This window comes from Pseudomonas monsensis (assembly GCF_014268495.2).
In the GTDB taxonomy this organism is placed as follows: Bacteria; Pseudomonadota; Gammaproteobacteria; order Pseudomonadales; family Pseudomonadaceae; genus Aquipseudomonas; species Aquipseudomonas monsensis.
The window spans coordinates 3,281,281-3,307,360 of the sequence record NZ_CP077087.1 but is presented as its reverse complement, the minus strand read 5'-3'; the positions used below and the strand labels follow the sequence as shown (position 1 = coordinate 3,307,360).

The following is a 26,080-nucleotide window of genomic DNA, read 5'->3' as shown; positions in this document are numbered from 1 at the left end:
ATGCATCCATGGAACAGTCACTCAAACATTTGCGCTTCCCGTTGGCCCTGTTGGCCGTGCTGGTGATGAGCGCTTGCGGCAAGACTCCGGAGACTGCCGCCACCATGCCCGCAGCGAAAGTCAGCGTGGCCAAGGTGCTGGAACAACCGGTCAACGAGTGGGACGAATTCACCGGGCGCCTCGAGGCGCCGGAAACCGTTGAAATCCGTCCACGGGTCTCCGGCCAGATCGACGACGTCGCCTTCACCGAAGGTGCGCTGGTCAAGAAAGGCGATTTGCTGTTCCAGATCGACCCACGTCCGTTCCAGGCCGAGGTCCGCCGCCTCGAAGCCCTGGTCGCCCAGGCCCGCGCCAACGCCACCCGCAGTGAAAACGAAGCCGGCCGCGGTGAACGCCTGCGTGCCAGCAACGCCATCTCTGCCGAACTGGCCGACTCGCGCACCAGCGCTGCGCAAGAGGCCCGCGCCGCCGTCGGCGCCCTGCAAGCGCAACTGGACCTGGCCAAACTGAACCTGAGTTTTACCCGCGTGACCGCGCCAATCAGTGGCCGCGTCAGCCGTGCCGAGATCACCGCCGGCAACCTGGTGACCGCCGACACCACAGCGCTGACCAGCGTCGTGTCCACCGACAAGGTCTACGCCTACTTCGACGCCGACGAGCGCGTGTTCCTCAAATACACCCAGTTAGCCCGTAACGGTCAACGCGGCGCCACTACCCCGGTGTACATGGGCTTGTCCAATGAAGACGGCAACCCGCACCTCGGCCAGATGAACTTCGTCGACAACCAGGTCAACCCGAAAACCGGCACCATCCGTGGTCGTGCGGTGTTCGACAACAGCGACGGCACCTACACCCCGGGCCTGTACGCACGCTTGAAACTGGTCGGCAGCGGCACCTACAACGCCATGCTGATCAATGACGAAGCGGTCGGTACTGACCTGGGCAAGAAGTTCGTGCTGGTGATGGATGCGGACAACAAGACCGCCTACCGCGCTGTTGAACTGGGTCCGAAGATCGAAGGCCTGCGCATCGTCCGTACTGGCCTGAACAAGGACGACACGATCATCGTCAAGGGTCTGCAGCGAGTACGTCCGGGTTCTCCGGTCACCCCTGAAGTAATCCCGATGGCCAGCGAGCAAACCATTGCCGCCCTGGCTCAACAACGTCAAGCGCTGGAAGCCAGCAACCTGCCCAAAGTCGCCCCTGCCAAAGGCGCGTCCGGTTCGGTTGTGAAGCTGGCTGCTACGACCCCACGCGGTTAAGGGACGACAACTCCGATGAATTTTTCCCAATTCTTCATTTCACGGCCGATCTTCGCAGCGGTGCTGTCGCTGCTGATCCTGATCGCCGGTGCGATCTCGCTGTTCCAGCTACCGATCAGCGAATACCCGGAAGTCGTGCCGCCAACCGTGGTGGTACGTGCCAACTTCCCGGGCGCCAACCCTAAAGTCATCGGTGAAACCGTGGCCGCTCCGCTTGAGCAGGCCATCACCGGCGTCGAGAACATGCTGTATATGTCCTCGCAGTCGACCGCCGACGGCAAAATCACCCTGACCATCACCTTCGCCCTGGGCACTGACCTGGACAACGCGCAGGTTCAGGTACAAAACCGGGTGACCCGGACCGAGCCGAAGCTTCCAGAAGAAGTGACGCGCATCGGTATCACCGTCGACAAGGCATCGCCCGACCTGACCATGGTTGTGCACTTGACCTCCCCGGACAAGCGCTACGACATGCTCTACCTGTCCAACTACGCGATCCTCAACATCAAGGATGAGCTCGCTCGCCTGGGTGGTGTCGGTGACGTGCAACTGTTCGGCATGGGCGACTACTCGCTGCGCGTCTGGCTCGATCCGAACAAGACTGCTTCGCGCAATCTGACTGCGACCGATGTGGTCACAGCGATCCGTGAGCAGAACCGCCAGGTCGCGGCCGGTCAATTGGGTGCGCCCCCTGCCCCGAATGCCCAAAGCTTCCAGCTGTCGGTCAACACTCAGGGCCGTCTGGTCTCCGAGGAAGAGTTCGAGAACATCATCATTCGCGCAGGCGACAATGGTGAAATCACCCGCCTCAAGGACATCGCTCGCGTTGAACTGGGCTCCAGCCAATACGCCCTGCGTTCGTTGCTGAACAACCAGCCGGCGGTCGCAATCCCGATCTTCCAGCGCCCTGGCTCCAACGCCATCGACATCTCGAACGAAGTTCGCGGCAAGATGGAAGAGCTGAAGAAAGGCTTCCCGCAAGGCATGGACTACAGCATCGTCTATGACCCGACGATCTTCGTGCGCGGCTCGATCGAGGCGGTGGTTCACACCCTCTTCGAAGCACTGATCCTCGTGGTACTGGTGGTGATCCTGTTCCTGCAGACCTGGCGCGCCTCGATCATTCCACTGGTGGCGGTGCCGGTATCGTTGATCGGTACGTTTGCGGTCATGCACCTGTTCGGTTTCTCGCTCAACGCGCTGTCACTGTTCGGCCTGGTACTGGCGATCGGTATCGTGGTGGACGACGCCATCGTGGTGGTGGAAAACGTCGAGCGGAACATCGAACTCGGACTGACACCCGTCGAGGCCACCAAACGCGCCATGCGTGAAGTGACCGGCCCGATCATCGCGACGGCGCTGGTGCTGTGTGCGGTGTTTGTGCCGGCAGCATTCATCTCCGGTCTCACCGGGCAGTTCTATAAGCAGTTCGCGCTGACCATTGCCATCTCGACCGTGATCTCGGCGTTCAACTCGCTGACCCTGTCGCCGGCACTGGCCGCTGTGTTGCTGAAAAGCCATGACGCACCGAAAGACCGCTTCTCCAAGGTGCTCGACAAGATCTTCGGTGGCTGGCTGTTCCGTCCGTTCAACCGTTTCTTCGACCGTGCCAGCCATGGCTACGTCGGCACCGTGCGCCGGGTTATCCGTGGCAGCGGCATCGCCCTGCTGCTGTACGCTGGCCTGATGGTGCTGACCTTCTTCGGTTTCTCCAGCACGCCGACCGGTTTCGTACCCGGCCAGGACAAGCAATACCTGGTGGCCTTCGCGCAACTGCCGGACGCCGCGAGCCTGGATCGCACCGAAGACGTGATCAAGCGCATGTCCGACCTGGCCCTGAAACAACCAGGCGTGGAAAGTGCCGTAGCGTTCCCCGGCCTGTCGATCAACGGCTTCACCAACAGCCCGAATGCCGGCATCGTCTTCGTGACCCTGAAACCGTTCGACGAACGTAAAGACCCGAGCATGTCCGCCGGCGCCATCGCCGGCGCCCTGAACGGTCAATATGCGAACATTCAAGAAGCGTACATGGCGATCTTCCCGCCTCCGCCGGTACAAGGTCTGGGCACCATTGGTGGTTTCCGCCTGCAAATCGAAGACCGGGGCAACCTGGGCTACGACGAGCTGTACAAAGAAACCATGAACATCATCACCAAGAGCCACAGCGTGCCGGAACTGGCCGGCCTGTTCACCAGTTACACCGTGAACGTGCCGCAGGTCGATGCCGCCATCGACCGCGAGAAAGCCAAGACCCACGGCGTGGCCGTCAGCGACATCTTCGACACCCTGCAGATCTACCTGGGTTCGCTGTATGCCAACGACTTCAACCGCTTCGGGCGCACCTATCAGGTCAACGTTCAGGCCGAGCAACAGTTCCGCCTCGAATCCGACCAGATCGGCCAGCTGAAAGTGCGTAACAACAAGGGCGAAATGATCCCGCTGGCGACCTTCATCAAGGTCAGCGACACCTCGGGCCCGGATCGCGTGATGCACTACAACGGCTTCATCACCGCTGAAATCAACGGTGCGGCAGCCCCCGGCTACAGCTCTGGCCAGGCCGAAAAAGCCATCGAGAAACTGCTCAAGGATGAACTTCCGAACGGCATGACCTACGAGTGGACCGACCTGACCTACCAGCAGATTCTGTCCGGCAACACCGCGCTGTTCGTGTTCCCGCTCTGCGTACTGCTGGCGTTCCTGGTGCTCGCCGCACAATACGAAAGCTGGAGCCTGCCACTGGCGGTGATCCTGATCGTACCGATGACCCTGCTGTCGGCCATCACCGGCGTGATCATCTCCGGCGGCGACAACAACATCTTCACTCAGATCGGCTTGATCGTACTGGTGGGACTTGCCTGTAAGAACGCGATTCTGATCGTCGAGTTCGCCAAGGATAAACAGCTGGAAGGTCTCGACCCGCTGGCTGCGGTTCTGGAAGCCTGCCGTCTGCGTCTGCGGCCGATCCTGATGACCTCCTTCGCGTTCATCATGGGTGTGGTGCCACTGGTGTTCTCCAGCGGTGCCGGTGCCGAGATGCGTCATGCCATGGGTGTGGCGGTGTTCTCCGGGATGCTCGGGGTGACCTTCTTCGGTCTGTTGCTGACGCCAGTGTTCTACGTACTGATCCGTAACTTCGTCGAACGCGGCGAAGCCCGCAAAGCGGCCAAGGCCATGAAACTGGAGGCGCAACAATGAGTCTGAAAGCCTTCCTGCCGAGTCTGCTGGTGCTGGCCCTCAGTGCCTGCGCCGTCGGCCCCGACTACAAGACCCCAGCCACGGAGGCGGCCAACATCACGGCCGTCACCGATGGCGCCGCCGGGCAAAAGAACTTCGACCGTTCGAAATTCGAAGGCATCTGGTGGCAGCAATTCGACGATCCGACCCTCAACCAGTTGGTGACTCAATCGCTGCAAGGCAACCGTCAACTGCGCGTGGCGTTCGCTCGCTGGAAAGCCGCTCGGGCGATTCGCGACGACGTCAGCAACGATGCGATGCCGACCATCACCAGCCGCGCCAGCAGTGATCTGGCCAAGGGGCAAATCCCCGGCCAGACCACTAAACGGGTCAACAGTGAACGCTACGACCTGGGCCTGGACATGGCCTGGGAACTGGACCTGTTCGGACGCATCCAGCGCAACCTGGAGGCCAGCGACGCTGACCAGCAAGCGGCTGAAGCCGATCTGTATCAGCTGCAAGTCACCATGATTGCCGAACTGGTGGACGCTTACGGTCAACTGCGCGGTGCGCAACTGCGCGAAAAGATCGCCGTGGCCAACCTGGAAAACCAGCAAGAGTCGCGCAAGATCACCGTCAGCCTGCGTGACGCCGGTGTGGGCGATCAACTCGACGTCGAACGTGCCGATGCGCGTCTGGCCTCGGTCGAAGCCAGCGTGCCGCAATTGCAGGCCGAACAGGTTCGACAGAAGAACCGTATCGCCACCCTGCTGGGTGAGCGCCCGGACAAACTGACCGTCGACCTGAGCCCGAAAGAGCTGCCTGCCATTGCCAAGGCGCTGCCGATCGGTGACCCGGGTGAGCTGCTGCAACGGCGTCCGGACATCCTCAGTGCCGAACGCAAACTGGCCTCGGCGACTGCCCGAATTGGCGTGGCAAAAGCGGACTTGTTCCCACGGGTCAGCCTCAGCGGTTTCCTCGGCTGGACGGCCGGGCGCGGTTCGCAAATTGGCTCCTCGGCGGCCAACGCCTGGGCGCTCGGCCCGAGCATCACCTGGGCGGCGTTCGACCTTGGCAGCGTGCGTGCCCGTTTGCGCGGCGCCGATGCCGATGCCGAAGGCGCGCTGGCGACCTACGAGCAGCAAGTGCTGCTGGCCCTGGAAGAGTCGGAAAACGCTTTCAGCGATTACGGCAAACGTCAGCAACGCCTGATTTCGCTGATCCGCCAGAGTGAATCGAGCCGCAAGGCAGCCGATCTGGCCGAGATTCGTTACCGCGAAGGCACCACGGACTTCCTCGTCCTGCTCGATGCACAGCGTGAGCGTCTGAACGCCGAAGACAGCCAGGCCCAGGCCGAAGTCGATCTGTATCGCGGCATCGTCGCGATCTACAAGGCCCTCGGTGGCGGCTGGCAACCGGAGACGGTAGCCAGCAAGTAAACGATTGTTAAAGAGCTCCTTTGGTTGGCCGCAACCAACCAATTTTTTGCCCCGCGTATCATTCGGTCGCGGGGCTTTTTTGTGCCTGACTTTCAGTCAGTGAAACTTTGTGGGAGCACGCCTGCTCGCTCCCACAAGGGTCAGTGGTTTGCTTGAGGCTTTGGGTTTTCCAGGACGGTAACGGTGGCCGTAGTGCCCGCGCGAAGCCGGTTCTTGCCGGCATAGTCGCCGTCAATGTCGATCCGTACCGGTACTCGTTGCGCCAGTTTCACCCAGGTGTAACTCGGGTTGATGTTGGCCAGCAGCCGACTGCCCGGGGCGTTCTCCCGGTCGGCAATGGCGAAGGCGATGCTTTGCACCGTGCCACCGAAGGTTTCTCCGCTCATCAACTGAATACGCACCCGGTCACCCTCGCCGATACGCGGCAGCTTGGTTTCTTCGAAGTAACCGCTGACATAGAAGCTATCGCTGTCAACCAGGGCCAACAGCGCTCCGCCGGCCACCGCGTAGTCGCCTTGTCGGGTCAGCAGATTGGTGACATAGCCGCTGACCGGAGACTCGACGCGAGTGCGCTGCAAGTCCAGCTCCGCCTGGGTCTGTGCAGCAATCGCCAACTGCACATTGGCTTGCGCCAGCCCGAGGTTGGCCTGGTTACGCAACAGGTCGGCCTGCGCCACCGCCACATCAGTGCTGGATTTCTCCCACTCCTCACCAGAAATCGCAAACCCCTGTTTCAGCATACGCCGCCGACGTTCTTCGCTCTGGCGCTGCTTGAGCAGCGCTTCACTGGCGACGATCGTGGCCTGGGATTGCCCCAGCGTTGCCTTCGCCACTTCAACGGAGCGCCGCGCATGCTCGACTGCCAGGCGATAACGCGCGGGGTCGATTTCCATCAGCAACTGGCCTTTGTCGACATGCTGGTTGTCCTGCACTGCCAGACTGACGATGCGCCCCGATACATCCGCCGACAAGGTCACCACATCCGCCCTCACCCGGGCGTCCCGGGTCCACGGCGCACGGGTGTAATGCTCCCAGGCAAACCAGCCGAGCACAATCGCCAGCATGACGACCGCCAAGGTCATCAATCGCGTCACTAACACTTTCAAAGCATCAGGCTCCCATCAACAGAATCAGCGTGGCACAGACGCAGGCATACAAAGCGCCTTCGAACAGCGCCTCATGCCAGACCAGTCGCAAGACCCCCAGCCGTCGCAGGCCCCAGTCCAGCACCATGAAGACCGGAATGGCCAGCAACAGGGCCTGGGCAATGGGCGGCAGGTAAACGCCGCCAATTTCGAAATCAATGGGCAAGGGCCGGCTCTCCTTCCGGGACGGTGCGCTGCAGCTGATCGCCGTGGCGCTTGAGGAATGACACAACAATCAACAGGGCCACGCGCATGCGAAACACCGACCACAGGTGTTCATGACTGGCAATGTGCAGATCATCCAGCTCATCGCCCAGCGCATGCAATTCGGTGAGCGGCGCTTGCCGGACATCCGGGCGACCGGCAACAAAGCGCCCGGTATGGCGCAACGCCGAGGACAGGCGCTGATTGAAGGCATCGGACAGCAACCCATTGTTCTGCGCTTGCTGGCGCAGCTGATGCATCGCCACTCCCAGCGCGATGCACGCCAAGCTGATTTCATACCGTTGCTGCATGTCACGGTCGTTCACGGCCGGCAACAGGCCCAGCATGCTGGTCAAACGGTCGACCATGCGACTTTCGAAAGCAAACTGCTCCGCATCCGTGGGGGGCACTTTCGTCAACTGGTACACCTGCTCACGTGCTTCGTTGTACAAACGGCGAAGACGCCAGGCCGGACGGAACGGAAAAATCCACGCGTAGACGAGCAGCGCAAGCATGGCCGCGCTGACATAGGCGCCCGCGAATTCGAACCATTGAATCGCCGTATTCTGCCCGGTGCCGACATTCTGCGGGCCAAGCATCAGAAAACTCGACAGCCCCAGCCCCATGCCGATCCCCGCCGTCGCCGGGCTCGAGAGGCCGACCGCGATTACATACAGCAGCGGTGCCAGCAACAACGCCAACAGTTCGAAATCACTGATCGCCGGTACCAGCATGAATTGATAGAGCGCGGAAACCAGCAGCGCCAGGCCCAGGCCACGGGCATAGCTTTGCGCCGCCATCAGCGGGCGAGGAAACGTGGCCATCAGCGAGCACAGGATGCCCACCAGAATCATTCCGCCCCGCGCACCATCCCAGGCGGTTTCGATCCAGATCAGCCCGGCGACCAGCAACGCGGTAAAGGCGCGGACAGCGTTCATCGTCGCCAGGGTGAAATCCAGATGTAGCGGGCTGGCCTGACCGCGATGAAGGCAACTGGCCTCGCGCCCGTCCTGAATCGCATCGCTCAACTCAAGTATCTGCTCCAGTTGCTGCAACAGCCGCGCCTGTTCCCAGCGCAAGGCCCATGCCAGGGAACGCAGGGTCGCGCTCATGTCTTCGGTGAGTTGTTCCGCCTCGTAGGCCAGCGCTTCGAACTGTTGCTGTAGCGTCACGAAGGCATGCCGCCGTTCAGCGGGCAGCGATCGGCCCTGCTCCGCCAACTGATCGAACAGCGCCAGTTCTTCACCACGCAGGCGCTGGACCTCAAGCGGCAACTCACCCTCCCAGCGCTCGGTCAGCAGTTCTCGCTGATGGCGCAACGCGGTCAACCGGGATGTCAGCAACATCAGCTGATTGCCCAACAGCAGCACCAGATTGTTGGCACTGCGCAACCGTGGCGCGTCGAAATACAGGTGCCGACGCAAGCCCTCGAGGGCGCTGATTTCACCAAGCAACTGCATTTGTCGGCGCTGGAACTCGGCGTCGCTTTCTTCGGTACGCAACAAGGCAGCGGCGTGGCTGGCAGCGAGCTTGATGACCTGATCGACTTTGGCAAAATACCCCTTGGCCACCGCCTCCGGCCGCGCGGTCAACAAACTCACCACGCACACACACGCCACAGCCAGCAGGGTTTCGGTGACACGTGTGACGGCCAGCAAAAAGGTGCCGTCCTGATCCGGAATCGCCAGCAATGCCACCACCACAGCGGTGTAGCCACTGAGTACAAACGCCTGAGAGCTGGTGTAACGCAACAGCGTACCGCCCGCCGTGCACAGCGCCAGCCAAAGCGCCAGCGTGGCAATGAACGGCAATGGCGCCTGCGGAAAAATCGCCATGATCAGCACCGCCACCGCAGCGCCCAGCGTTGTCCCGATCACTTGGCCAAAGCTGCGCGCCAGCGCCATTCCAGCCAGGGGCTGACTGACGATCACTACCGCCATGATCGACCACTTCGGTTGGTCCAGATCAAACAGAAACGCCAGGTAAAGCGTCAGCAGGCCGGCGGCGATGGTGCGCAACGCGAACAGCAGAACTGCCTGGCTGGGGTGAATGACCGCTTTGAAGTAAGTGAACAGCGCTTGCATGGGCACACTCGTAAAGTAACTCCTGCTAGCGTAGACACTGCCATGAAAGCGTGACGGTTCACAGAGTCGACGCAACCTGTAGGGCGATTCGCAGGTATGGGTTTGACTCATGGCGCTCGCTGACCGAAGCTTGCCGTTCTGCCAAAAAAACGCCAGTTCACGGAAACCTGCATGTCTTCATCGCGCCGCTACCTGTTTATCAGCCTTGCCCTTGTGCTTGTTGTCGTCGTGGCGTGGCTGTCTTTGCGCAGCACGGCCCCGGTCGTTCCGGAAGCCATCCGGCGTGGTTACAGCGAAGCGCTGAGCGCTGCCCGCACCGGTCAGCCGGGAGCTGCACGTCAGCTGTATCAGCAATTGGGTCGACCGGATCTGTCGATCAAACGCCGCGTCTGGCTGCACGCCGAATTGCCTAACTATCCGAGCCCGCAGGCTTTGAAACTGGCTGACGCCGACCTGCAAAACGAAGCCCCGGAGGTGCGGCTGGCGGCGATCCACAGCGTGGTCGGTCTGGTGCCTGGCGGGCAGCGCAGCCTGTTGCTGGGGCCGATGCTCGACGATCAAGACCAGACCGTTCGCTTTGCCGCCATCAATGCCCTGCTCGGCCTGACGCCGGATGAACTGGGGTTGTATTTCGCGCCGTTGCAGCAGGCGATTGACGGTTGGGAGCAGGCGCTCAAGGCGCAACCGGAAAGCGCCGCCACCTACGCTCAACTGGCGCGTCTCTACCTGCATAACGCTGAACTCAAAGAAGCCCAGGTCGCGCTGGACAATACTCTGCGTCTGGAGCCCGGCAACCTGCAGGCCCTGGTCATGCAGATCGACGTGCTCGACCGCCAGGGTCAGAGCGACGCCGCCCGGCAACTGCTCGCGCAGCAACTGAAAGCCCAGCCCGACTCCGCGTATCTGCAACATGCCCTCGGGCTGTGGCTGTTGCACCACGGCCAACGCGAATATGCCCTGCTCGGCCTGTCCAAAGCGGTCGAGCTCGAACCCGACAACAAGGATTATCGCTATGACCTCGCTACCACGCTGCACAGCGCGGAGGAGCTGGAAGCAGCGCAGAAGCAGTTGCAGGAAATCGTCCAGCGGCACCCGGCCGATCGCAAAGCGCGAGTGCTGCTGATCAGTTACTGGAAAGAAAGCGGACAGCTGCAGAATGTGCAGATTCTGCAGGCGCAGCTGGAACAGTTGAATCCGGATGATCCGGCGTTGCAACAAGGGCTCTGAACACGATCGACAGATCGCAGCCTGCCGGGGGTTTCAGCACACATCCTCAAGGCTCTCGAAATAAAAATCGGAACTGCCATCCCTGACGAGGGTCAAGTATTTCAGGCGAACGCTTTCAAGAAAGCGCCTCGCCTCCCCTAGTCATGAGAGGGCATTTTTTGTCTACATCTAACGCGTTGATCAGTGCAAAAGCCGCTACCGGCATCGAGGGTCTGGATGACATCCTGGCCGGTGGCCTGTCTCGCGGACATGTGTTTTTGCTTGAAGGTGAACCCGGAACCGGCAAAACCACCGTCGCTTTGCATTTCCTCCTGGCCGGCGCCAGCGCTGGCGAACGCTGTTTGTACATCACGCTGTCGGAAACCGAGCGTGAGCTGCGCCAGGGTGCGCTGTCCCACGGCTGGGAGCTCAATGAGAACATCGAAATCTTCGAGCTGACGCCGCCGGAAAGCCTGCTCAATGCCGAGCATCAACAGAGTCTGCTGTACTCCTCCGACCTGGAACTGGGCGAAGCGACCAAGCAGATTTTCGAAGTAGTCGAGCGCTTCAAACCGACTCGCGTGGTGCTCGACAGTCTGTCGGAAATTCGCCTGCTGGCGCAAAGCTCCTTGCGCTACCGCCGACAGATTCTGGCGATCAAGCACTACTTCGTGCGCTACGACGCCACCGTTCTGCTGCTCGACGACCTGACCACCGAATCCCTCGACAAAACCGTGCACAGCGTGGCCCACGGTGTGATTCGCCTTGAAGAATTGACACCCAACTACGGCGCCGAACGTCGACGCATACGGGTGATCAAGTATCGCGGGCAAAAATACCGTGGGGGCTTCCATGACTTCACCATCATGGGCGACGGCGTGCATGTCTTCCCGCGCCTGGTGGCCGCTGAACATCGAAGTGAGTACCCGCGCCTGCAATTGACCAGCGGCATCAAGGAGATGGATTCCTTGCTCGGTGGTGGTGTCGAAGCCGGCTCCAGCACCTTGATCCTCGGCCCGGCCGGTACCGGTAAATCGCTGATCTCGATGATCTTCGCCGCAGCGGCCGTGGGCCGGGGCGAGAAAGCAGCCCTGTTCATTTTTGATGAAGAGCTGGGCCTGCTGTTCGAGCGCATGCGCAATATCGGCATCGACCTCAAGGCCCTGCAGGCCACCGGTAATCTGCTGATCGAGCAAGTCGATGCCGCCGAGCTGTCGCCGGGCGAGTTTTCGCACCGGGTGCGGCGTTGCGTCGATGAGCGCGACATCAAAACCGTGGTGATTGACAGTATCAACGGCTATCAGGCCGCCATGCCCGAAGAGAACGCGCTGGTGCTGCACATGCACGAGTTGCTGCTGTACCTGAACCGCAAGGGTGCAGCGACCTTCATGACTGTTGCCCAGCATGGCCTGGTGGGCGACATGCAGGCTCCGGTCGACATCACTTACCTGGCCGACACGGTGATCCTGCTGCGCTACTTCGAAGCCATCGGCAAAGTCCGCCGGGCGATTTCCATCATCAAGAAACGTACCGGCAGCCATGAGTCGACCATCCGCGAATACCGGATTTCCTCTCAGGGCATGACCATCGGCGAACCGCTTGATGCCTTCCAGGGCGTGCTGCGCGGAGTGCCCACCTATCTTGGCGCGAGCAACCCGCTGCTGCAGGAAGAAATATTGTGACGGTGTCGGTACCTCTGGCCGAACGCGCGCTAATCCTGGCGCCCATGGGTCGCGACAGCCAGGTTGCCCTGATGATCCTCAACGAAGCGGGCTTCGGCGGCCAGATCACACCGGATCTGGGTGCGTTATGCGAGCAACTGGAGCCCGGCGCCGGGCTGCTGCTGATCGCCGCCGAAGCGTTGCGTGGCCCGGATCTTGAGGCGTTATTTGATTACCTTGAACAGCAACCGGCATGGTCGGACATGCCGATCGTGCTGCTGACCCATCATGGCGGCCAGGAACAGGGCCCGTCTTCGCGCCTGAGTGATCAACTGGGTAACGTGACGTTCCTTGAACGGCCGTTTCATCCGGCGACGCTGGTCAGTATGGTCTCGGCCGCCCTGCGCGGACGCCGACGACAGTACGAGGCACGTGACCGCCTGATCGACCTGAGTGAAAGTGAACGGCGCCTGCAATCGACGCTGGAGACTCTCGAACAACAAGTCGAGGAACGCACCGCGCAACTGCGGCACAACGAAGAAGCCTTGCGGCAGTCGCAGAAAATGGAAGCGGTCGGCCAGCTCACCGGCGGTATCGCCCACGACTTCAACAATATGCTCACCGGGATCATCGGCAGTCTCGAACTGCTGCGTCGGCGTCTGGCCCGTGGGCGCACGGATGACCTCGACAGCCTGATCGACCTGGGCGTCACCTCGGCCAACCGCGCGGCGGGCCTGACCCACCGTCTGTTGGCATTTTCCCGCCGGCAATCGCTCGACTCCAAAGCCGTGCAAATGAACGCACTGGTGGAGTCGATGGGCGAACTGCTGCAACGCAGCCTCAACGAAAGCATCCAGCTGGACATGCGTCTGAATGACCGGCTGTGGGTAGCCGAGGCGGATCCGAATCAACTGGAAAGCGCTCTGCTCAACCTTGTGCTCAATGCCCGCGACGCGATGCCCGAGGGCGGCAAACTGGTGGTCGAGACCAGCAATCAGGTCCTGGACCGCGAACTCACCGAGGCCTACGACAACCTGGAACCCGGCGATTACGTGATGCTCAGCGTTACCGACAATGGCAGCGGCATGCCACAGAGCGTGATCAGTCGGGCGTTCGACCCGTTTTTCACCACCAAGCCCATCGGTCAGGGCACCGGCCTGGGTCTGTCGATGATCTACGGTTTCAGCAAACAATCGCGTGGTCACGTCTCGATCGACAGCGAAATCGATCAGGGCACCACCGTCAAACTCTATCTGCCGCGCTTTCGCGGTGAAGAACTCTCGCGCTCCGAAGACATCGCTTATCAGGCGCCCGAGGCACTGCATGGTGAAACCGTGCTGATCGTCGAAGACGACCCGGCCGTGCGCTTGCTGGTCAGCGCGGTGCTCAGTGAACTGGGTTATGCCTTCGTCGAGGCCAGCGATGCCGATGGCGCGGTACCGATCCTCAACTCAACCCAGCGCATCGACCTGCTGATCAGTGATGTCGGCCTGCCGGGCATGAATGGCCGGCAACTGGCAGAGGTCGGACGGCAGTATCGTCCGGGTCTCAAGGTCTTGTTCATTACCGGGTATGCCGAGCATGCTGCCGTGCGCGGCGGGTTCCTCGACTCCGGGATGCAGATGATCACCAAGCCTTTCACCTTCGATCTGCTCACCGCCAAGGTGCGCGAGATGATCAACACCTGAACAGCGCCTGTAGAGGGGCGCTGATGAGGTCAGGCGAGCAGTTCCTGGATCTTTTCCTGTAATACGTCCAGATCGAAGGGCTTTTCCAGAATCGGCGCCTTGCGCGTGATCGGGCTGCCGGTCTCGCGGATTTCCTGCGGGTAACCGCTGATAAAGATCACTTTGAGATCGGGTCGCAGCTTCACGGCGGGTTCGGCGATCTGCACGCCGGAAATGCCGCCAGGCAGGCGAAAATCGGTGATCAACATGTCCAGATGCGGTTTGCTCGCAAGAATTTCGAACGCCTGCTCGCCGTTTTCGGCCTGCAATACGCGATACCCCTGTCCTGACAAGTAATCCGTCAGGATCATCAAGATAACCGGTTCGTCCTCGACGACGAGTACTACATCTTGTGCATCTACGCTCATGGGAAGCCTTTGTTCGGTCAATAGCTGCTGATACGACCGTGCGGTCACTCAGAGGTTGCGTCGGATTTGCCGTTTTCCTGGATTGGCAGACAAACGCGAAACAGGGCGCCTTCGTTGATTTCACTCTCGACGACGATGGAACCGCCATGGGCGGCGACGATCTGCTCGGAAATGAACAGACCCAGCCCGAGCCCGGCCACTACCGTCTTGGCGGAGACCCGTTCGAACTGTTGGAAAATACGTTTCTGATTCTCGGCACTGATGCCGATGCCGCGGTCCTGAACCTCGACCCGCGCCTCATCGCCTTCACGGTAAACGCGCACCTGGATCGGGCTTCGGCCGCCGTAACGCAGGGCATTGGTCAGCAGGTTGGACACCACCTGCTCGATACGGAACTCGTCCCAGTGACCTTCCACCGGCGCCGGCGCGGTGAAAATCACTTCGGTTTCCGCCGCCTCCATTTGTTGGGCAAAGTTCTGCAGCAGGTTGGCCACCAACTGCGACAGATCGAAACGGTTCGGCCGGATCGACAGTTTGCCGGTACGGATGCGCGAGACATCGAGCATGTCTTCGATCAGGCGAATCAGGCTTTTGATCTGGCGCTCGTCGCGGTCGACCATCGCGTGCATCTTGTCGAGGGTGAACGCGGCGGCGTTGTCCCGCGCCAGATGCATCTTGCGCAACTGGGTTTCCAGGATCAGGCCGTTGAGTGGCGTGCGTACTTCGTGGGCGACGATGGACATGAAGTCGTCGCGCATGCGCACCGCCTGCTCCAGTTCCAGCTGAGTGCTCTGCAGTTGTTGCAGCAGCGCTTCCTGCTCACGGCGCGCCTGCTCCAAGGCTTCGACCTGTTGCTTCATGGCCTTGCTCTGGCGGTAGAGGTCGACGAAGACGTTGACCTTGCTCTTTACCGCGTGGATATCCAGCGGTTTGTGCAAGAAGTCCACCGCCCCGCTCTCGTAGCCCTTGAACGCGTAGTTCAGTTCACGGCCGGCAGCGCTGACGAAGATGATCGGAATGTTTTTGGTTTTCTCGGTGCCGCGCATCAACTCGGCGAGTTCAAAGCCGTTCATGCCCGGCATTTGCACGTCGAGGATGGCCATGGCGAATTCGTGCTGCAACAACAGCGACAATGCCTCGTCCGCTGACAGCGCCTTGTACACGCTGCGGTCTTCGCGCTTGATCAGCGCTTCGAGCGCCAGAAGGTTTTCCGGCAGATCGTCGACGATCAGCAGTTTGGCTTGGATATTACTCAGCATGCGATTCGTTCCAGCTCGACAAGCAGACGGCCGATGCCGTGAATGGGTAGGACATGGTCCGGCTGCTGCAGTTTCAGCGCAGACCGGGGCATGGTGGCGACTTGCGCCTCTTCGGGATCCTGGACAATGGTCAGACCGCCACGGTGTTTGACTTGCGCCAGGCCGCGCGCGCCATCGTGATTGGCGCCGGTCAGCAGAACGGCGGCCAGCGCGGGACCGTAGACGTCGGCGGCCGATTCGAACAGGTAGTCAATCGACGGCCGCGAATGATGCACGCGATCTTCAAGGCTCAACGACAGGCTGCGATCTTCCTCCACGGACAGGTGATAGCCCGGCGTCGCGAAATAAACGGTGCCGGCGGCAATGTCCTGTTTGTCGACGGCCTCGTGCACCGGCATCTCCAACCGCCGGGAGAAAACTTCGGCCAACAGGCTGCGACGTTCTTCCGGCAAGTGCAGGACGACAATGATCGGCAGCGCGTAGCCCCGGCGCAGCGGCCCGAGCAGCGACAGCAACGCTTCGACGCCACCGGCGGAAGCCCCGACCACAATCGCCTCGACGCGAGGCAAATCCACGGTCTCGTTCATGATTTGCGGTAGATCCGTTCTTGCTTCACCAGTGGCTCGAACTGATTGGCATAGCTGGAAAAATCCAGCGTCTCCTTGCTGCCCAGCACCAGGAAACCGCGATGGCAAAGCGATTCATGGAACAGCCCGAAAGCGCGGTCCTGCAGTTTCTTGTTGAAATAGATCAGCACGTTACGGCAGGAAATCAATTGGGTTTCCGAGAACACGCTGTCGGTCGCCAGACTGTGGTCGGCAAACGTCACGTTTTCGCACAGGCTCTTGTCGAAAATCGCATAGCCATAAGCAGCCGTGTAGTAGTCGGAAAACGAGCTCTGGCCGCCGGCTTGCTGGTAGTTGGCGGTGTACGCCCGGACGTTCTCCATCGAGAAAATCCCCTGCTTGGCCTTTTCCAGCGAGCGCGGATTGATGTCGGTGGCATAAATGATCGTGCGATCGAGCAAGCCTTCCTCGCGCAGCAGGATCGCCATCGAATAGACCTCCTCGCCCGTGCTGCACCCGGCGATCCAGATCTTGATCGACGGATAGGTGCGCAGCAACGGCACCACTTCCTTGCGAATGGCGAGGAAGTGCGACGGATCGCGGAACATCTCGCTGACCGGAATCGTCAGCAACTGCAACAACTGCATGAACGCGGTCGGATCGTGCAGGACCTTTTCCTGCAGCGCCGAAATGGTTGCGCATTCGAACTGGGTCAACGCGTGTTGTACCCGGCGCTTGATCGAGGCGCCGGAGTAATCGCGAAAATCGTAGCTGTACTTGAGGTAGATAGCCTCGATCAGCAAGCGCAATTCAATTTCGCTGTTTCGTTCAACGGAGCTACTGCGTTCCACTAAATGCGTTCCATTTTCGGTAACCACACGCGAATCAGCGAGAACAGGCGATCCAGGTCGATGGGCTTGGCCAGGTAATCATTGGCGCCCGCCTGCAGGCAGCGCTCCTGATCATCCTTCATGGCCTTGGCCGTTACCGCGATGATCGGCAGTTTGCGCCAGCGCGGATCCTTGCGGATTTCCGTGGTGGCTTCAAAACCATCCATTTCCGGCATCATCACGTCCATCAGCACCAGGTCGATGTCCTCGACTTCATTGAGTTTTTCAATCGCCTCACGGCCGTTACGACCGATCACCACGACTGCGCCCTTGTGTTCCAGCGCACTGGTCAGGGCGAAAATGTTGCGCACATCGTCGTCCACCAGCAGCACCTTGCGACCTTCGAAGACCTTGTCGCGGCTGCGCGCAGTCTTGAGCATCTTCTGCCTTTCATGGGACAACTGCGATTCGACTTTGTGCAGAAAGAGTGTGACCTCATCCAGCAAACGCTCAGGCGAGCGTGCGCCCTTGATGATGATCGAGCGCGAATACTTGCGCAGATCGGCTTCTTCATCGCGCGTCAGGTTGCGCCCGGTGTAGACAATCACCGGCGGGAACGAGCAGATATCTTCGGTGGACATACGCTTGAGCAACTCGTTGCCGAGCATGTCCGGCAACTTCAGGTCGATGACCATGCAGTCGTAGATCGTTGTGCGCAACAGCTCGAGAGCGTCCTGGGCCAGGCCCACGGCGGTGATTTCGATGTCTTCATCGCCGATCAGGCGCGCAATGCTTTCGCGCTGCAGGTCGTCATCCTCGACCAGCAGCACGCGTTTGACCTTCTGCGTCAGCTTGGCTTCGAGACGGGCAAACACGTCCTTGAGTTCTTCGCGAGTGGTCGGTTTGACCGCATAACCGATGGCGCCCATGTGCATCGCCGCTTCGACGCGGTCCTCGACCGAGATCACGTGCACCGGAATGTGCCGGGTGCCGGGATGCTCTTTCAGGCGCTGCAAAACGGTCAGGCCGGAATGGTCCGGCAGACGCATGTCGAGCAGGATTGCATCCGGGACGAACTCGCTCGCCAGGTTATAACCCTCGTCCGCACCGTGGGCGACCAGGCACTGATAACCCAGTTCATGCGCCAGGTCGTAGAGGATATGGGCGAAATTCGGCTCGTCCTCCACCACCAGAATGCAGCGGGTGGTGAACGGCGCCTTGTCGCGATCATCGGCAAACCGTGGAATGTGCACCGGAGCCATCGGCGATGCCGCAGGTACGACCGGCGCGCTGACCACCGGGGTCGGCAACGGCGGCGGTGTATAGGCCATCGGTGTGTTCGGGATTCTGGCTGACTCGCTGTACTGCTGCGGCAGCACCAGGGTGAACACACTGCCCTGCCCCGGGGCACTGCTGACACTGATCGAGCCGCCCAGCAGCGTGGCCAGATCCCGCGAGATCGACAGCCCCAGGCCGGTGCCGCCGTATTTGCGGTTGGTCGTGCCATCGGCCTGCCGGAACGCTTCGAAAATGCTTTCCTGCTGATCGGCGGCAATGCCGATACCCGAATCGCGCACGATGAATGCGACACGATTATCGGGCTGGCCAGTGATGGTCAGGCTGACCGCGCCCGCTTCGGTGAACTTCACGGCGTTGGACAGCAGATTCTTGATCACTTGCTCCAGACGCTGGCGGTCAGTGAACAGGGTCACCGGTGCGTCCGGTTGCAAGTCAACGCTGAAGGTCAGGCGCTTGTCCGCCGCCAGCGGTTCGAACACGTTGCGCAGGCTGTCTGCCAGACGCGCGACACTGGTGTTCTCCGGAATCACTTCCAGTTTCCCCGCCTCGACCTTGGAAATGTCGAGAATGTCGTTGATCAGGTTCAGCAGATCGTTACCGGCCGAGTAAATCGATTCGGCAAATTTCACCTGCTCGGCAGTGAGGTTGTCCTGCGGGTTTTCCGCCAGCAGCTTGGCCAGAATCAGCGAACTGTTCAGCGGTGTGCGCAGTTCGTGGGACATGTTGGCGAGGAACTCGGACTTGTACTTGCTCGAGCGCTGCAGTTCTTCGGCGCGCTCTTCGAGCTGCACCTGGGCCTGATTGAGTTCGGTGTTCTTCAGATCCATCGCGTCGCGCTGTTCGGCCAGGGTTTGCGCCTGCTCGGCCAGCTGTTCGTTGGTCTGCTCCAGCTCGATCTGCTGGGTTTCCAGATGCGCCTGGGATTCCTTGAGAATCCGCGACTGTTCTTCGAGTTCTTCGTTGGCGGTTTTCAGTTCTTCCTGCTGCACCTGCAACTCTTCGTTGAGCTGCTGGGTTTCGGCGAGGACTTCCTGCAAGCGCTGGCGATAGCGTGCCGCTTCGATGGACGTGCCAATGTTGCCGGCGATCAGTTCCAGCAGTTCGATATCGCGATCGTTCAGCGGGCGCAGGAAGCCCAGTTCGATCACGCCGTTGACCCGGTCATCATCGCTGGTCGGCACGACCAGTACGCTGTGCGGCAGGCCTTCACCCAGACCGGAGCTGACCTTGAAGTAATCGGACGGCACCGAATCAAGGCGAATCAACCGCGCATGGCGGGCCACCTGACCAACGATGCCTTCGTCATTGTTGATCGACTGGTCCTTCTCCTCTTGCAAGCGGGAGAAACCGTAAGTCGCCACGCGCTTGAGACCGCCGTGTTCTTCACGCACATACAGCGCGGCCACGGCCGTACCGAGGTATTGCGCGCAGAATTGCAGAATATTGCGGCCCAACAGATTGAGCGTGAGTTGGCCCAGCACTTGCTCGGCGAGTTCAGTCTGACCGTTACGCAGCCAGGCCTGTTGCTCCAAACGTGCGGCACTGGCTTGCTGGGCGGCCAGGTTGGCGCTGTAGTTGGTCGACAGATTGACCAGATCGCGGCGGCCGATGTAGGCCAGCAAGCCACTGATACCGGCGATAAACAACAGGTACAGGCTGATGCTCCAGATCGTGGTCCGGCGCACGTCCTCATTGCGCGTGGTGCGCAGCATCTGCTCGGTGTCAATCACGTCTTCGAATTGCTTGCGAATCTCGTCCGTCAGCCGCTTGCCCCGCCCCGCCTTGACCGCGCCGCGGTAATCGCCGCTGGAACGCTGCAAATCGATCATCGATTGCGCGTAGTTGGCCCACTCGACCTGCAACGCCTGCAGACGGCGCAGACGATCGGTTTGCACCGGATTATCGGCCGTCAGCTCAAGCAAGGTGTTGAGCGCCACATTGATTCGTGGCTTGGCGGTCTCGTACGGGTCGAGGAAATGCTCGTCGCCGCTGAGCAGGAATCCGCGCATGCCGGTTTCCAGATCCACGGTGAGCTTCACCGCTTCGTTGGCGTTATTGATCACCCGATCGGTGTGCTCGACCCACTGGATGACCGACAGCAGATAAGTGATCAGCGAGACGAAGAACACGGCACTGACCAGGCCGACGCCCAAGGGCAGGCTGATGTTGCGACTCAGGAGTTTACGAAACCGTTGTTCATCAACCGAAGACGGAGAGGACATGGGGCAGCCTTGTCGAACTGTTGAAAACCAGAGAGTTTGCCCCAAAACGGCACAGTGGTTCCATTTTTCTCATCGTTTTAGCAGTGATTTCCCGCTTTTGCCCGCGCTGACCCGGCGGTCAACGGTTATCCTTGCCGTCAGGTGTCTCGCGATTCTTTTTTGTATCCGTGCGGGAACTTGTGGCCATGCGCCACTTACTCATGCAAGAGCCCGGTACTTTTGATCGACCGGCGCCCCTGAATTTTACCTTTGAGAGCCCTGATTATGTCCGACACCCAGTCCATCATCCTTGTTGTAGAAGATGACAACATCGTGCGCATGTTGATCGTTGATGTGCTGGAGGAGCTGGGATTCAAAGTACTTGAGGCCGATGGCAGCGAGCAGGCCCTCGAGACGCTCAAGGATCCGGCCCTGCGCATTGATCTGATGATGACGGATGTCGGCCTGCCGGTGATGGATGGCCGCGAGCTGGCGACTCACGCCCGTCTCCTGCGCCCTGACCTGCCTATCCTGTTTGCCAGCGGCTACGCCGAAAGCATCGACGTGCCCGCCGACATGCACGTGATTGGCAAGCCCTTTTCGATTGACCAGTTGCGGGACAAGGTCACCAGCATTCTGAAACGATGAAACCCGCCGGCCATTGCAGTCATGCACAGTGCCCCGGAATAACCAGAGGGAACCCGCCCTCCGGTTATTTCAGCCTTTATTGATTCGCTCGATCGCGCTTCGCTTTTTGCCGCTCTCTGAACGCAGTGATGTCATCGCTGGTGACTTTGCCTGCTTCAGGTCGAGCAGGTGCGGAATCAGGCTGCACCGCCGGCACAATGGCCTCCTCGGCGCTGACCGCTTCGTTGCCAAAGTCGAGATCGGAGAACAGGTCATCTGCCCCCAGCGGCTGGCGGAGCTTGTTACCGACCTCGCGCCCGCCCCCCTTCAACGGATTGATGTCACTTGCCGCGATGGCACGATTGATCGCTTTCGGGTTGGGTATGAACCTTCCGCGTGAGTCGTAGGCTCCCAGAATCAAGGCGGGAGGCAGATCGACGCCATAATTGATCTCCAGCGGTGGCAGGGTCTTCAAGCCGGAATCGGGACGAAAGGCCAGTTCGGTATTGGCATACAGATGAAAACCTTCCAGCTGCCGTGCATCAATGAAATAGGTATGGCCGCCCTTTTGCCCGCCATAGACGAAGGCGCCAGCCCCATCCTTCTTATAGAACGCGGAGGTGGAGATACCTGCGCCATCGGGACTGAGCGCGTCATGTGCACCACCGTAACCGCCCTTCAAACCGTTGATCTCATCGAGGTGCCTGATCGGCGCGCGCTGAGTGAAACCCTTCTCGAAAATGATCGCCGGGTCGCGCATGTCTCCCCGGAACACGAAGCCCTGATAGACATAGCCTTTTTCCGGGCCGGAAAGACGCACAAGTTGGGTATTCGTCGCTAGTGTCTGTGCCACGTTCGGCCCGCCGGACAGCTCCTGCAAATACCCGGCAACCAGCAAACCTTTGCCTGCCTCGGGTATTTGCTTGCCGGTGGTGCTCGCCAGTTGCTGGCGAAGCCGGGTTGCCGATCGGCGCAACACTGAAGGTCGATTACTGTTCTTGAGCGCCTGAAGCACCCGCCGGCTGATGTCTTTTTTGGCCAGGGCTGACAGGGCTTTGCCGAGTATTTTTTCAGCGATGGGGCCGGCCAGTTCAGCCAGCACGCCAATGGCTGCGTTGATTCTCAAACGCTCGGCTTCGGACGGATCATCCGATATCCCGGCACGCACCAGATCCGTTGCAGAGGCCCCAAGCCCCAACAGAAAGGGAATCAGCATACGAATCGGCGCGGAAGCCAGCGCGCCTGTTCCGCCGTACGGCAAAGAGGCCGCAAACGCGATGCACTGCAGAAGATACCCTGCGGCTTCCAGGGCGATATCGGTGAGACGCTCAGCCTGAGTTGAAACCAGCGTGTCGATGTCTGCCAGCGCCCTGTCGACCTGACGATCGAACAACGCCTGGCCGATATCCGGGCGGGATTGAAAGACCAGTTCCCGATAATTGGGTCGGGTGACAAAAACAGGAAACTCCAGGCCTCGATATTTGAAATCACGTACATGGGGCTTTTGCTGATCGCGCAAGGGAATCCGTTTCAACAGGTGTTTCTGAAAGTCGCTGTTGTTTTCTACAAACGCTCCGCGGGCGTCGTGGCCGGCGGGAAATTCGTAGGCAGCACTGTCTTCGCCCAGGAAGAACACCACACCGCGCCCAAGATTGCTGTGGCCAATAAATACGGCATTGTCGACCTTCAGATCAGGATCGCTGTGCAGATTGATGACGCGTGGCGCAATCAAGCCTTTGAGGTAATGGAAAGCAATAAGTTGATCGTCAGCAGAGCGCTTGTCGCTTTTGATGAACTCCACGACCAACTTGTTCAACTCGGCTTTTTTCAGCAGGCGAGCGAAGGCCGCCACTGCAGGGTTACTCAGGTTAGCGCTGACGTAGTGTTTGAAGTCAGTCTGGTAGTCCGCGTCAGTGAAACTGTCAACCAGCGCTTGCGGATACTCGGCGGGCCATTGAACCTCGACCCCGTAAAAGGGTTTCAACTGACGCAAGTGATAGTCCGTGCAGATTTCTGCCAGGGTAAACGTCTTCTCTTTCCAAACAACCGGTTTTTTCTCCCCTTTGAGTGAATCACTGCGTTGGGGCGCGTCAAGATCGTAATATTTAACCGCTAACTCGGAGTCAAACTGAATTGTTTCGCGCAGCTTCTCGTCTTGCACAATCTTCAGCACTGTTTCATCAATGCAATCCCGAATAAAGCTGGCCGGATCAAAACCCACGGGATCCGTGATTATCGCGCAGCCTTTCCAGACACTTTCCGCCAATTCCCTGGTATTTACACCGTCAAAAACATCATCTTGAGGCGCCGTCAGGCGGGCTGTTCGGGGATTCAGGGATAGTGCAACTTCTTCCAGTTCCGCCAATGGGTCCAGCAGCCACGACAACGAATCTTCGAAATCCTCATGAATTCCTGGCAAATACTTACTCATCATTAATCTCATGCGCACAGTATTAAAATGCAGGATGCATTTTTTTCACTACTGTCGGTAAACACAAAACTAACAACCCTTCTTCGCTTTCATAAAGACAATAGTTATTAGCATTCTTTACTTCAGCCACAACCCATCAACTATGGACTTTTATTAATCCGCTTGGCGAATCGCTGCATCCAGCCTTCGCGCCTGTGGTTTAATTGCGCCCGTTTATATGCCCCCTACTGCTGCGAAGGAACATGTTTCATGACTCACCCCACTGCCACCAAAGTCCTGGTCATCGGTTACGTCTGGCCGGAACCGCGCTCTTCGGCGGCCAGCGGGCACGTCATGCAGATCCTCGAAACGTTCTTGCAACAAGGCTGGGAAGTCACCTTCAGCAGTCCGGCAAGCCCCGGCGAGCACATGGCGGATCTGGCAGCGCTGGGCATTCGCGAAGTGCCGATCGAGCTCAACAACAGCAGCTTCGATACCTTCATCAGCGAACTGGCGCCGGATATCGTGTTGTTCGACCAGTTCATGATGGAGGAACAGTTCGGCTGGCGTGTTGAACAACATTGCCCGAACGCCCTGCGCGTGTTGGAGACGTCCGATCTGCAAAGCCTGCGTCATGCTCGCCATCAGCGTCTCAAGGATCGTCTGAAAAACAACAGTGATCAGGATGACTTCAGCGACTTGTTTGCACCGGCACTGCACGAAGAGTTCCTGTCCATGGCCGACAGCGATCTGGCCAAACGCGAAATCGCCGCGCTGTACCGCTGCGACCTGAACCTGATGATCTCCGCCGTGGAAATCGCCTTGCTGGTCGAGCAATTCGGCTTGCCACGGCATTTGCTGCATGAGTGCCCGCTGATGGTTGATTCGCCGAGCGCCCCGCCGCGGACATTTGCCGATCGCGCGCACTTTCTGAGCATTGGCAACTTCCGGCACGCACCCAACTGGGACGCAGTGCTCTGGATGAAATCCACAGTCTGGCCGCTGATTCGTCAGCAATTGCCGGATGCGCAGTTACACATTTACGGTGCTTACACGCCGCCCAAAGCCACAGCCCTGCATAACGCCGCGCAGGGCTTTCATGTGCTGAACCGGGCCGAAGATGCGTTGCAGGTGATGGCCGCGGCGCGGGTGTGCCTGGCCCCTCTGCGTTTTGGCGCGGGTATCAAGGGCAAATTGCTCGACGCCATGATGTGCGGTACGCCCAGCGTGACCACGCCAATTGGCGCTGAAGGCATGCACGGCGATGCGCTCTGGCCCGGTGCGATCACACACAGTGCCAGCGAGTTCGCCACCCGGGCTGTTGCGCTGTATACCGACGAGGCGCTTTGGCAGGCAGCCCAACAGACAGGCAACACCTTGCTCGGTGAGCGCTACCAACGCGCCATCCATGGTCCGGCGCTGATTGAAAAACTGCGTTATTGCCAACAGAACCTGCAAACTCTGCGAGCCCAGAACTTCATCGGCAGCATGCTGCGGCATCACTCGCACAAAAGCACACAATATATGTCGCAATGGATTGAAGCGAAGAATAAAAATAAATAAAGCCTAAAAACACACTTGGCATCAAACACAACATAGCCAAGCTGCAAACTTTACTTTAGAACTTCCTGCCTGCGCCATGCACAACTTCAGCATTGGCGCAAAATCACTAAAGCATGCAGGAAGCAAACAATTGAACAATCAAGTATTCAACTTTTCGCCGAATAACTGGATGGCGGCGACACCGCAGATCGACTCTTTATCGCTGCTGGAACTGACACTCCCCGGCACTCACAATGCCGGGAGTGACTGGCAGGCCTCGTACCCTTTTTTCGGACCACCCCGCCACTGGCTGGCGTGTCAGCACGATTCTTTTTATGCCCAGTTGCATAACGGTGCGCGTGCGCTTGATATCCGCTTGAGTTGGGATCCCAAGGGTGTGGGGATTGGGAAGTTCCGAGCCCAACACAACGGTTTTCTCAATTCAAGAACATTGGGCGACCTGCTGAGCGACACCAGAAATTTCCTCGATCGCAACCCGGACGAGTTCATTCTCATCGACTTTCACCAACTGGAAGGCGAAGGGTTCAACTTAGTCTACTTTCACGACATGGTCATTCACCTACTGGGCGATCGCATTATTCCTGCGCATAACCAACACCTCAGTCTGGGGCAACTTAAACGCATCAGTACGCAGCAACGGGTACTGGTCGCAGCGCCGTTGCCCAGAGAAGTGAATCGAAGCGTGTTTCTCGAACAGGTCATGCACAAGTGGAGCGGCAATGGCATCACCCATAGCGATGAGCTGCAGCACTACATCAGCGAAGTGATGAAAAGCCCGCCCGGGACCTGGAGACCGTGGTCGCTGTCCGCCACCAGTTACAGTGCTCTGGGTGGGCCGGTGGACATTCACCGTGAACTCGACCGCTGGTTTGATCCGCAAACCAGCGATTGGGCCATTAATTGCAACATCATCAATGTCGACTTCATCGAGGAAAGCCGGATTGTCGCGTACTGCCGGGCAGTGAACCTGAAAAAGGCCTTACCCCGCCCGCGTCCTATATGAGTCTGATGGCGGGGTAAGGCAACCGGACCAGCGCGTCTCAACCCTGGCAACC

18 protein-coding genes are annotated in these 26,080 nt (G+C 59.5%); 9 read left to right on the top strand and 9 right to left on the bottom strand.

The features are described from left to right. Nucleotides 1–8: 8 nt before the first annotated feature. From mexE to HV782_RS14570, 3 genes are read left to right on the top strand one after another with little or no spacing between them, the layout of a single operon-like run. Complete coding sequence (gene mexE, locus HV782_RS14580; RefSeq protein WP_128616485.1) at nucleotides 9–1,262, top strand: multidrug efflux RND transporter periplasmic adaptor subunit MexE; 1,254 nt, start codon at nucleotides 9–11, stop codon at nucleotides 1,260–1,262. Nucleotides 1,263–1,277: 15 nt separating this feature from the next. Next, a complete protein-coding gene (locus tag HV782_RS14575; RefSeq protein WP_123468537.1) occupies nucleotides 1,278–4,457 on the top strand; it encodes an efflux RND transporter permease subunit in 3,180 nt (1,059 codons plus the stop codon). After that, the gene (locus tag HV782_RS14570; RefSeq protein WP_186746013.1) at nucleotides 4,454–5,875 is read left to right on the top strand and encodes an efflux transporter outer membrane subunit; all 1,422 of its coding nucleotides are present in this window, start codon (nucleotides 4,454–4,456) and stop codon (nucleotides 5,873–5,875) included. Before HV782_RS14575 ends, HV782_RS14570 begins: the two co-directional genes overlap by 4 nt. A gap of 140 nt (nucleotides 5,876–6,015) precedes the next feature. Here the strand turns inward: HV782_RS14570 and HV782_RS14565 are convergent, their stop codons facing one another. Genes HV782_RS14565 through HV782_RS14555 form a run of 3 tightly spaced genes read right to left on the bottom strand, consistent with a single transcriptional unit; the run spans nucleotide 6,016 to nucleotide 9,308 of the window. Then, on the bottom strand, nucleotides 6,016–6,957 hold the full coding sequence (locus HV782_RS14565; RefSeq protein WP_437180120.1) for an HlyD family secretion protein: 942 nt from the start codon (nucleotides 6,955–6,957) through the stop codon (nucleotides 6,016–6,018). Between the two features lie 28 nt (nucleotides 6,958–6,985). Further along, nucleotides 6,986–7,186: a DUF1656 domain-containing protein gene (locus HV782_RS14560; protein WP_123468531.1), complete on the bottom strand. Its 201-nt coding sequence runs from the start codon at nucleotides 7,184–7,186 to the stop codon at nucleotides 6,986–6,988. After that, on the bottom strand, nucleotides 7,176–9,308 hold the full coding sequence (locus HV782_RS14555) for an FUSC family protein (RefSeq protein WP_186746008.1): 2,133 nt from the start codon (nucleotides 9,306–9,308) through the stop codon (nucleotides 7,176–7,178). The genes HV782_RS14560 and HV782_RS14555 overlap by 11 nt, the downstream gene beginning before the upstream one ends. 171 nt (nucleotides 9,309–9,479) lie before the next feature. Between HV782_RS14555 and HV782_RS14550 the strand changes: the two genes are divergently transcribed. The 3 genes from HV782_RS14550 to HV782_RS14540 all read left to right on the top strand — a co-directional run bounded on the left by HV782_RS14550 (nucleotide 9,480) and on the right by HV782_RS14540 (nucleotide 13,863). After that, entirely contained in the window at nucleotides 9,480–10,535 is a 1,056-nt protein-coding gene (locus HV782_RS14550) for a tetratricopeptide repeat protein (protein ID WP_186746006.1), read from the top strand. A gap of 158 nt (nucleotides 10,536–10,693) precedes the next feature. After that, a complete protein-coding gene (locus HV782_RS14545; protein WP_123468524.1) occupies nucleotides 10,694–12,196 on the top strand; it encodes an ATPase domain-containing protein in 1,503 nt (500 codons plus the stop codon). Next, on the top strand, nucleotides 12,193–13,863 hold the full coding sequence (locus HV782_RS14540; protein WP_186746004.1) for a response regulator: 1,671 nt from the start codon (nucleotides 12,193–12,195) through the stop codon (nucleotides 13,861–13,863). Before HV782_RS14545 ends, HV782_RS14540 begins: the two co-directional genes overlap by 4 nt. A gap of 29 nt (nucleotides 13,864–13,892) precedes the next feature. Here the strand turns inward: HV782_RS14540 and HV782_RS14535 are convergent, their stop codons facing one another. Genes HV782_RS14535 through HV782_RS14515 form a run of 5 tightly spaced genes read right to left on the bottom strand, consistent with a single transcriptional unit; the run spans nucleotide 13,893 to nucleotide 20,446 of the window. Then, the gene (locus tag HV782_RS14535) at nucleotides 13,893–14,270 is read right to left on the bottom strand and encodes a response regulator (protein ID WP_103304982.1); all 378 of its coding nucleotides are present in this window, start codon (nucleotides 14,268–14,270) and stop codon (nucleotides 13,893–13,895) included. A 44-nt stretch (nucleotides 14,271–14,314) separates the two neighbouring features. After that, complete coding sequence (locus HV782_RS14530) at nucleotides 14,315–15,529, bottom strand: hybrid sensor histidine kinase/response regulator (RefSeq protein ID WP_123468519.1); 1,215 nt, start codon at nucleotides 15,527–15,529, stop codon at nucleotides 14,315–14,317. Beyond that, nucleotides 15,523–16,116 (bottom strand): chemotaxis protein CheB, encoded by a 594-nt coding sequence (locus tag HV782_RS14525; protein WP_186746001.1) that lies wholly within the window; start codon nucleotides 16,114–16,116, stop codon nucleotides 15,523–15,525. Before HV782_RS14525 ends, HV782_RS14530 begins: the two co-directional genes overlap by 7 nt. Beyond that, nucleotides 16,113–16,946: a CheR family methyltransferase gene (locus tag HV782_RS14520; RefSeq protein WP_123468515.1), complete on the bottom strand. Its 834-nt coding sequence runs from the start codon at nucleotides 16,944–16,946 to the stop codon at nucleotides 16,113–16,115. Before HV782_RS14520 ends, HV782_RS14525 begins: the two co-directional genes overlap by 4 nt. Further along, nucleotides 16,946–20,446: a response regulator gene (locus HV782_RS14515; RefSeq protein WP_186745999.1), complete on the bottom strand. Its 3,501-nt coding sequence runs from the start codon at nucleotides 20,444–20,446 to the stop codon at nucleotides 16,946–16,948. The genes HV782_RS14520 and HV782_RS14515 overlap by 1 nt, the downstream gene beginning before the upstream one ends. 264 nt (nucleotides 20,447–20,710) lie before the next feature. Between HV782_RS14515 and HV782_RS14510 the strand changes: the two genes are divergently transcribed. Then, complete coding sequence (locus HV782_RS14510; RefSeq protein ID WP_128614085.1) at nucleotides 20,711–21,073, top strand: response regulator; 363 nt, start codon at nucleotides 20,711–20,713, stop codon at nucleotides 21,071–21,073. Nucleotides 21,074–21,149: 76 nt separating this feature from the next. Here HV782_RS14510 and HV782_RS14505 read toward each other — a convergent pair whose 3' ends face one another. Beyond that, a complete protein-coding gene (locus HV782_RS14505) occupies nucleotides 21,150–23,483 on the bottom strand; it encodes a hypothetical protein (protein ID WP_186745997.1) in 2,334 nt (777 codons plus the stop codon). Between the two features lie 249 nt (nucleotides 23,484–23,732). Between HV782_RS14505 and HV782_RS14500 the strand changes: the two genes are divergently transcribed. Both HV782_RS14500 and HV782_RS14495 read left to right on the top strand, forming a co-directional pair. Further along, entirely contained in the window at nucleotides 23,733–25,025 is a 1,293-nt protein-coding gene (locus HV782_RS14500) for a glycosyltransferase (protein ID WP_186745994.1), read from the top strand. Nucleotides 25,026–25,194: 169 nt separating this feature from the next. Beyond that, nucleotides 25,195–26,028, top strand: a complete 834-nt coding sequence (locus HV782_RS14495; protein WP_437180221.1) for a phosphatidylinositol-specific phospholipase C domain-containing protein — start codon at nucleotides 25,195–25,197, stop codon at nucleotides 26,026–26,028. Nucleotides 26,029–26,080 lie beyond the last annotated feature (52 nt).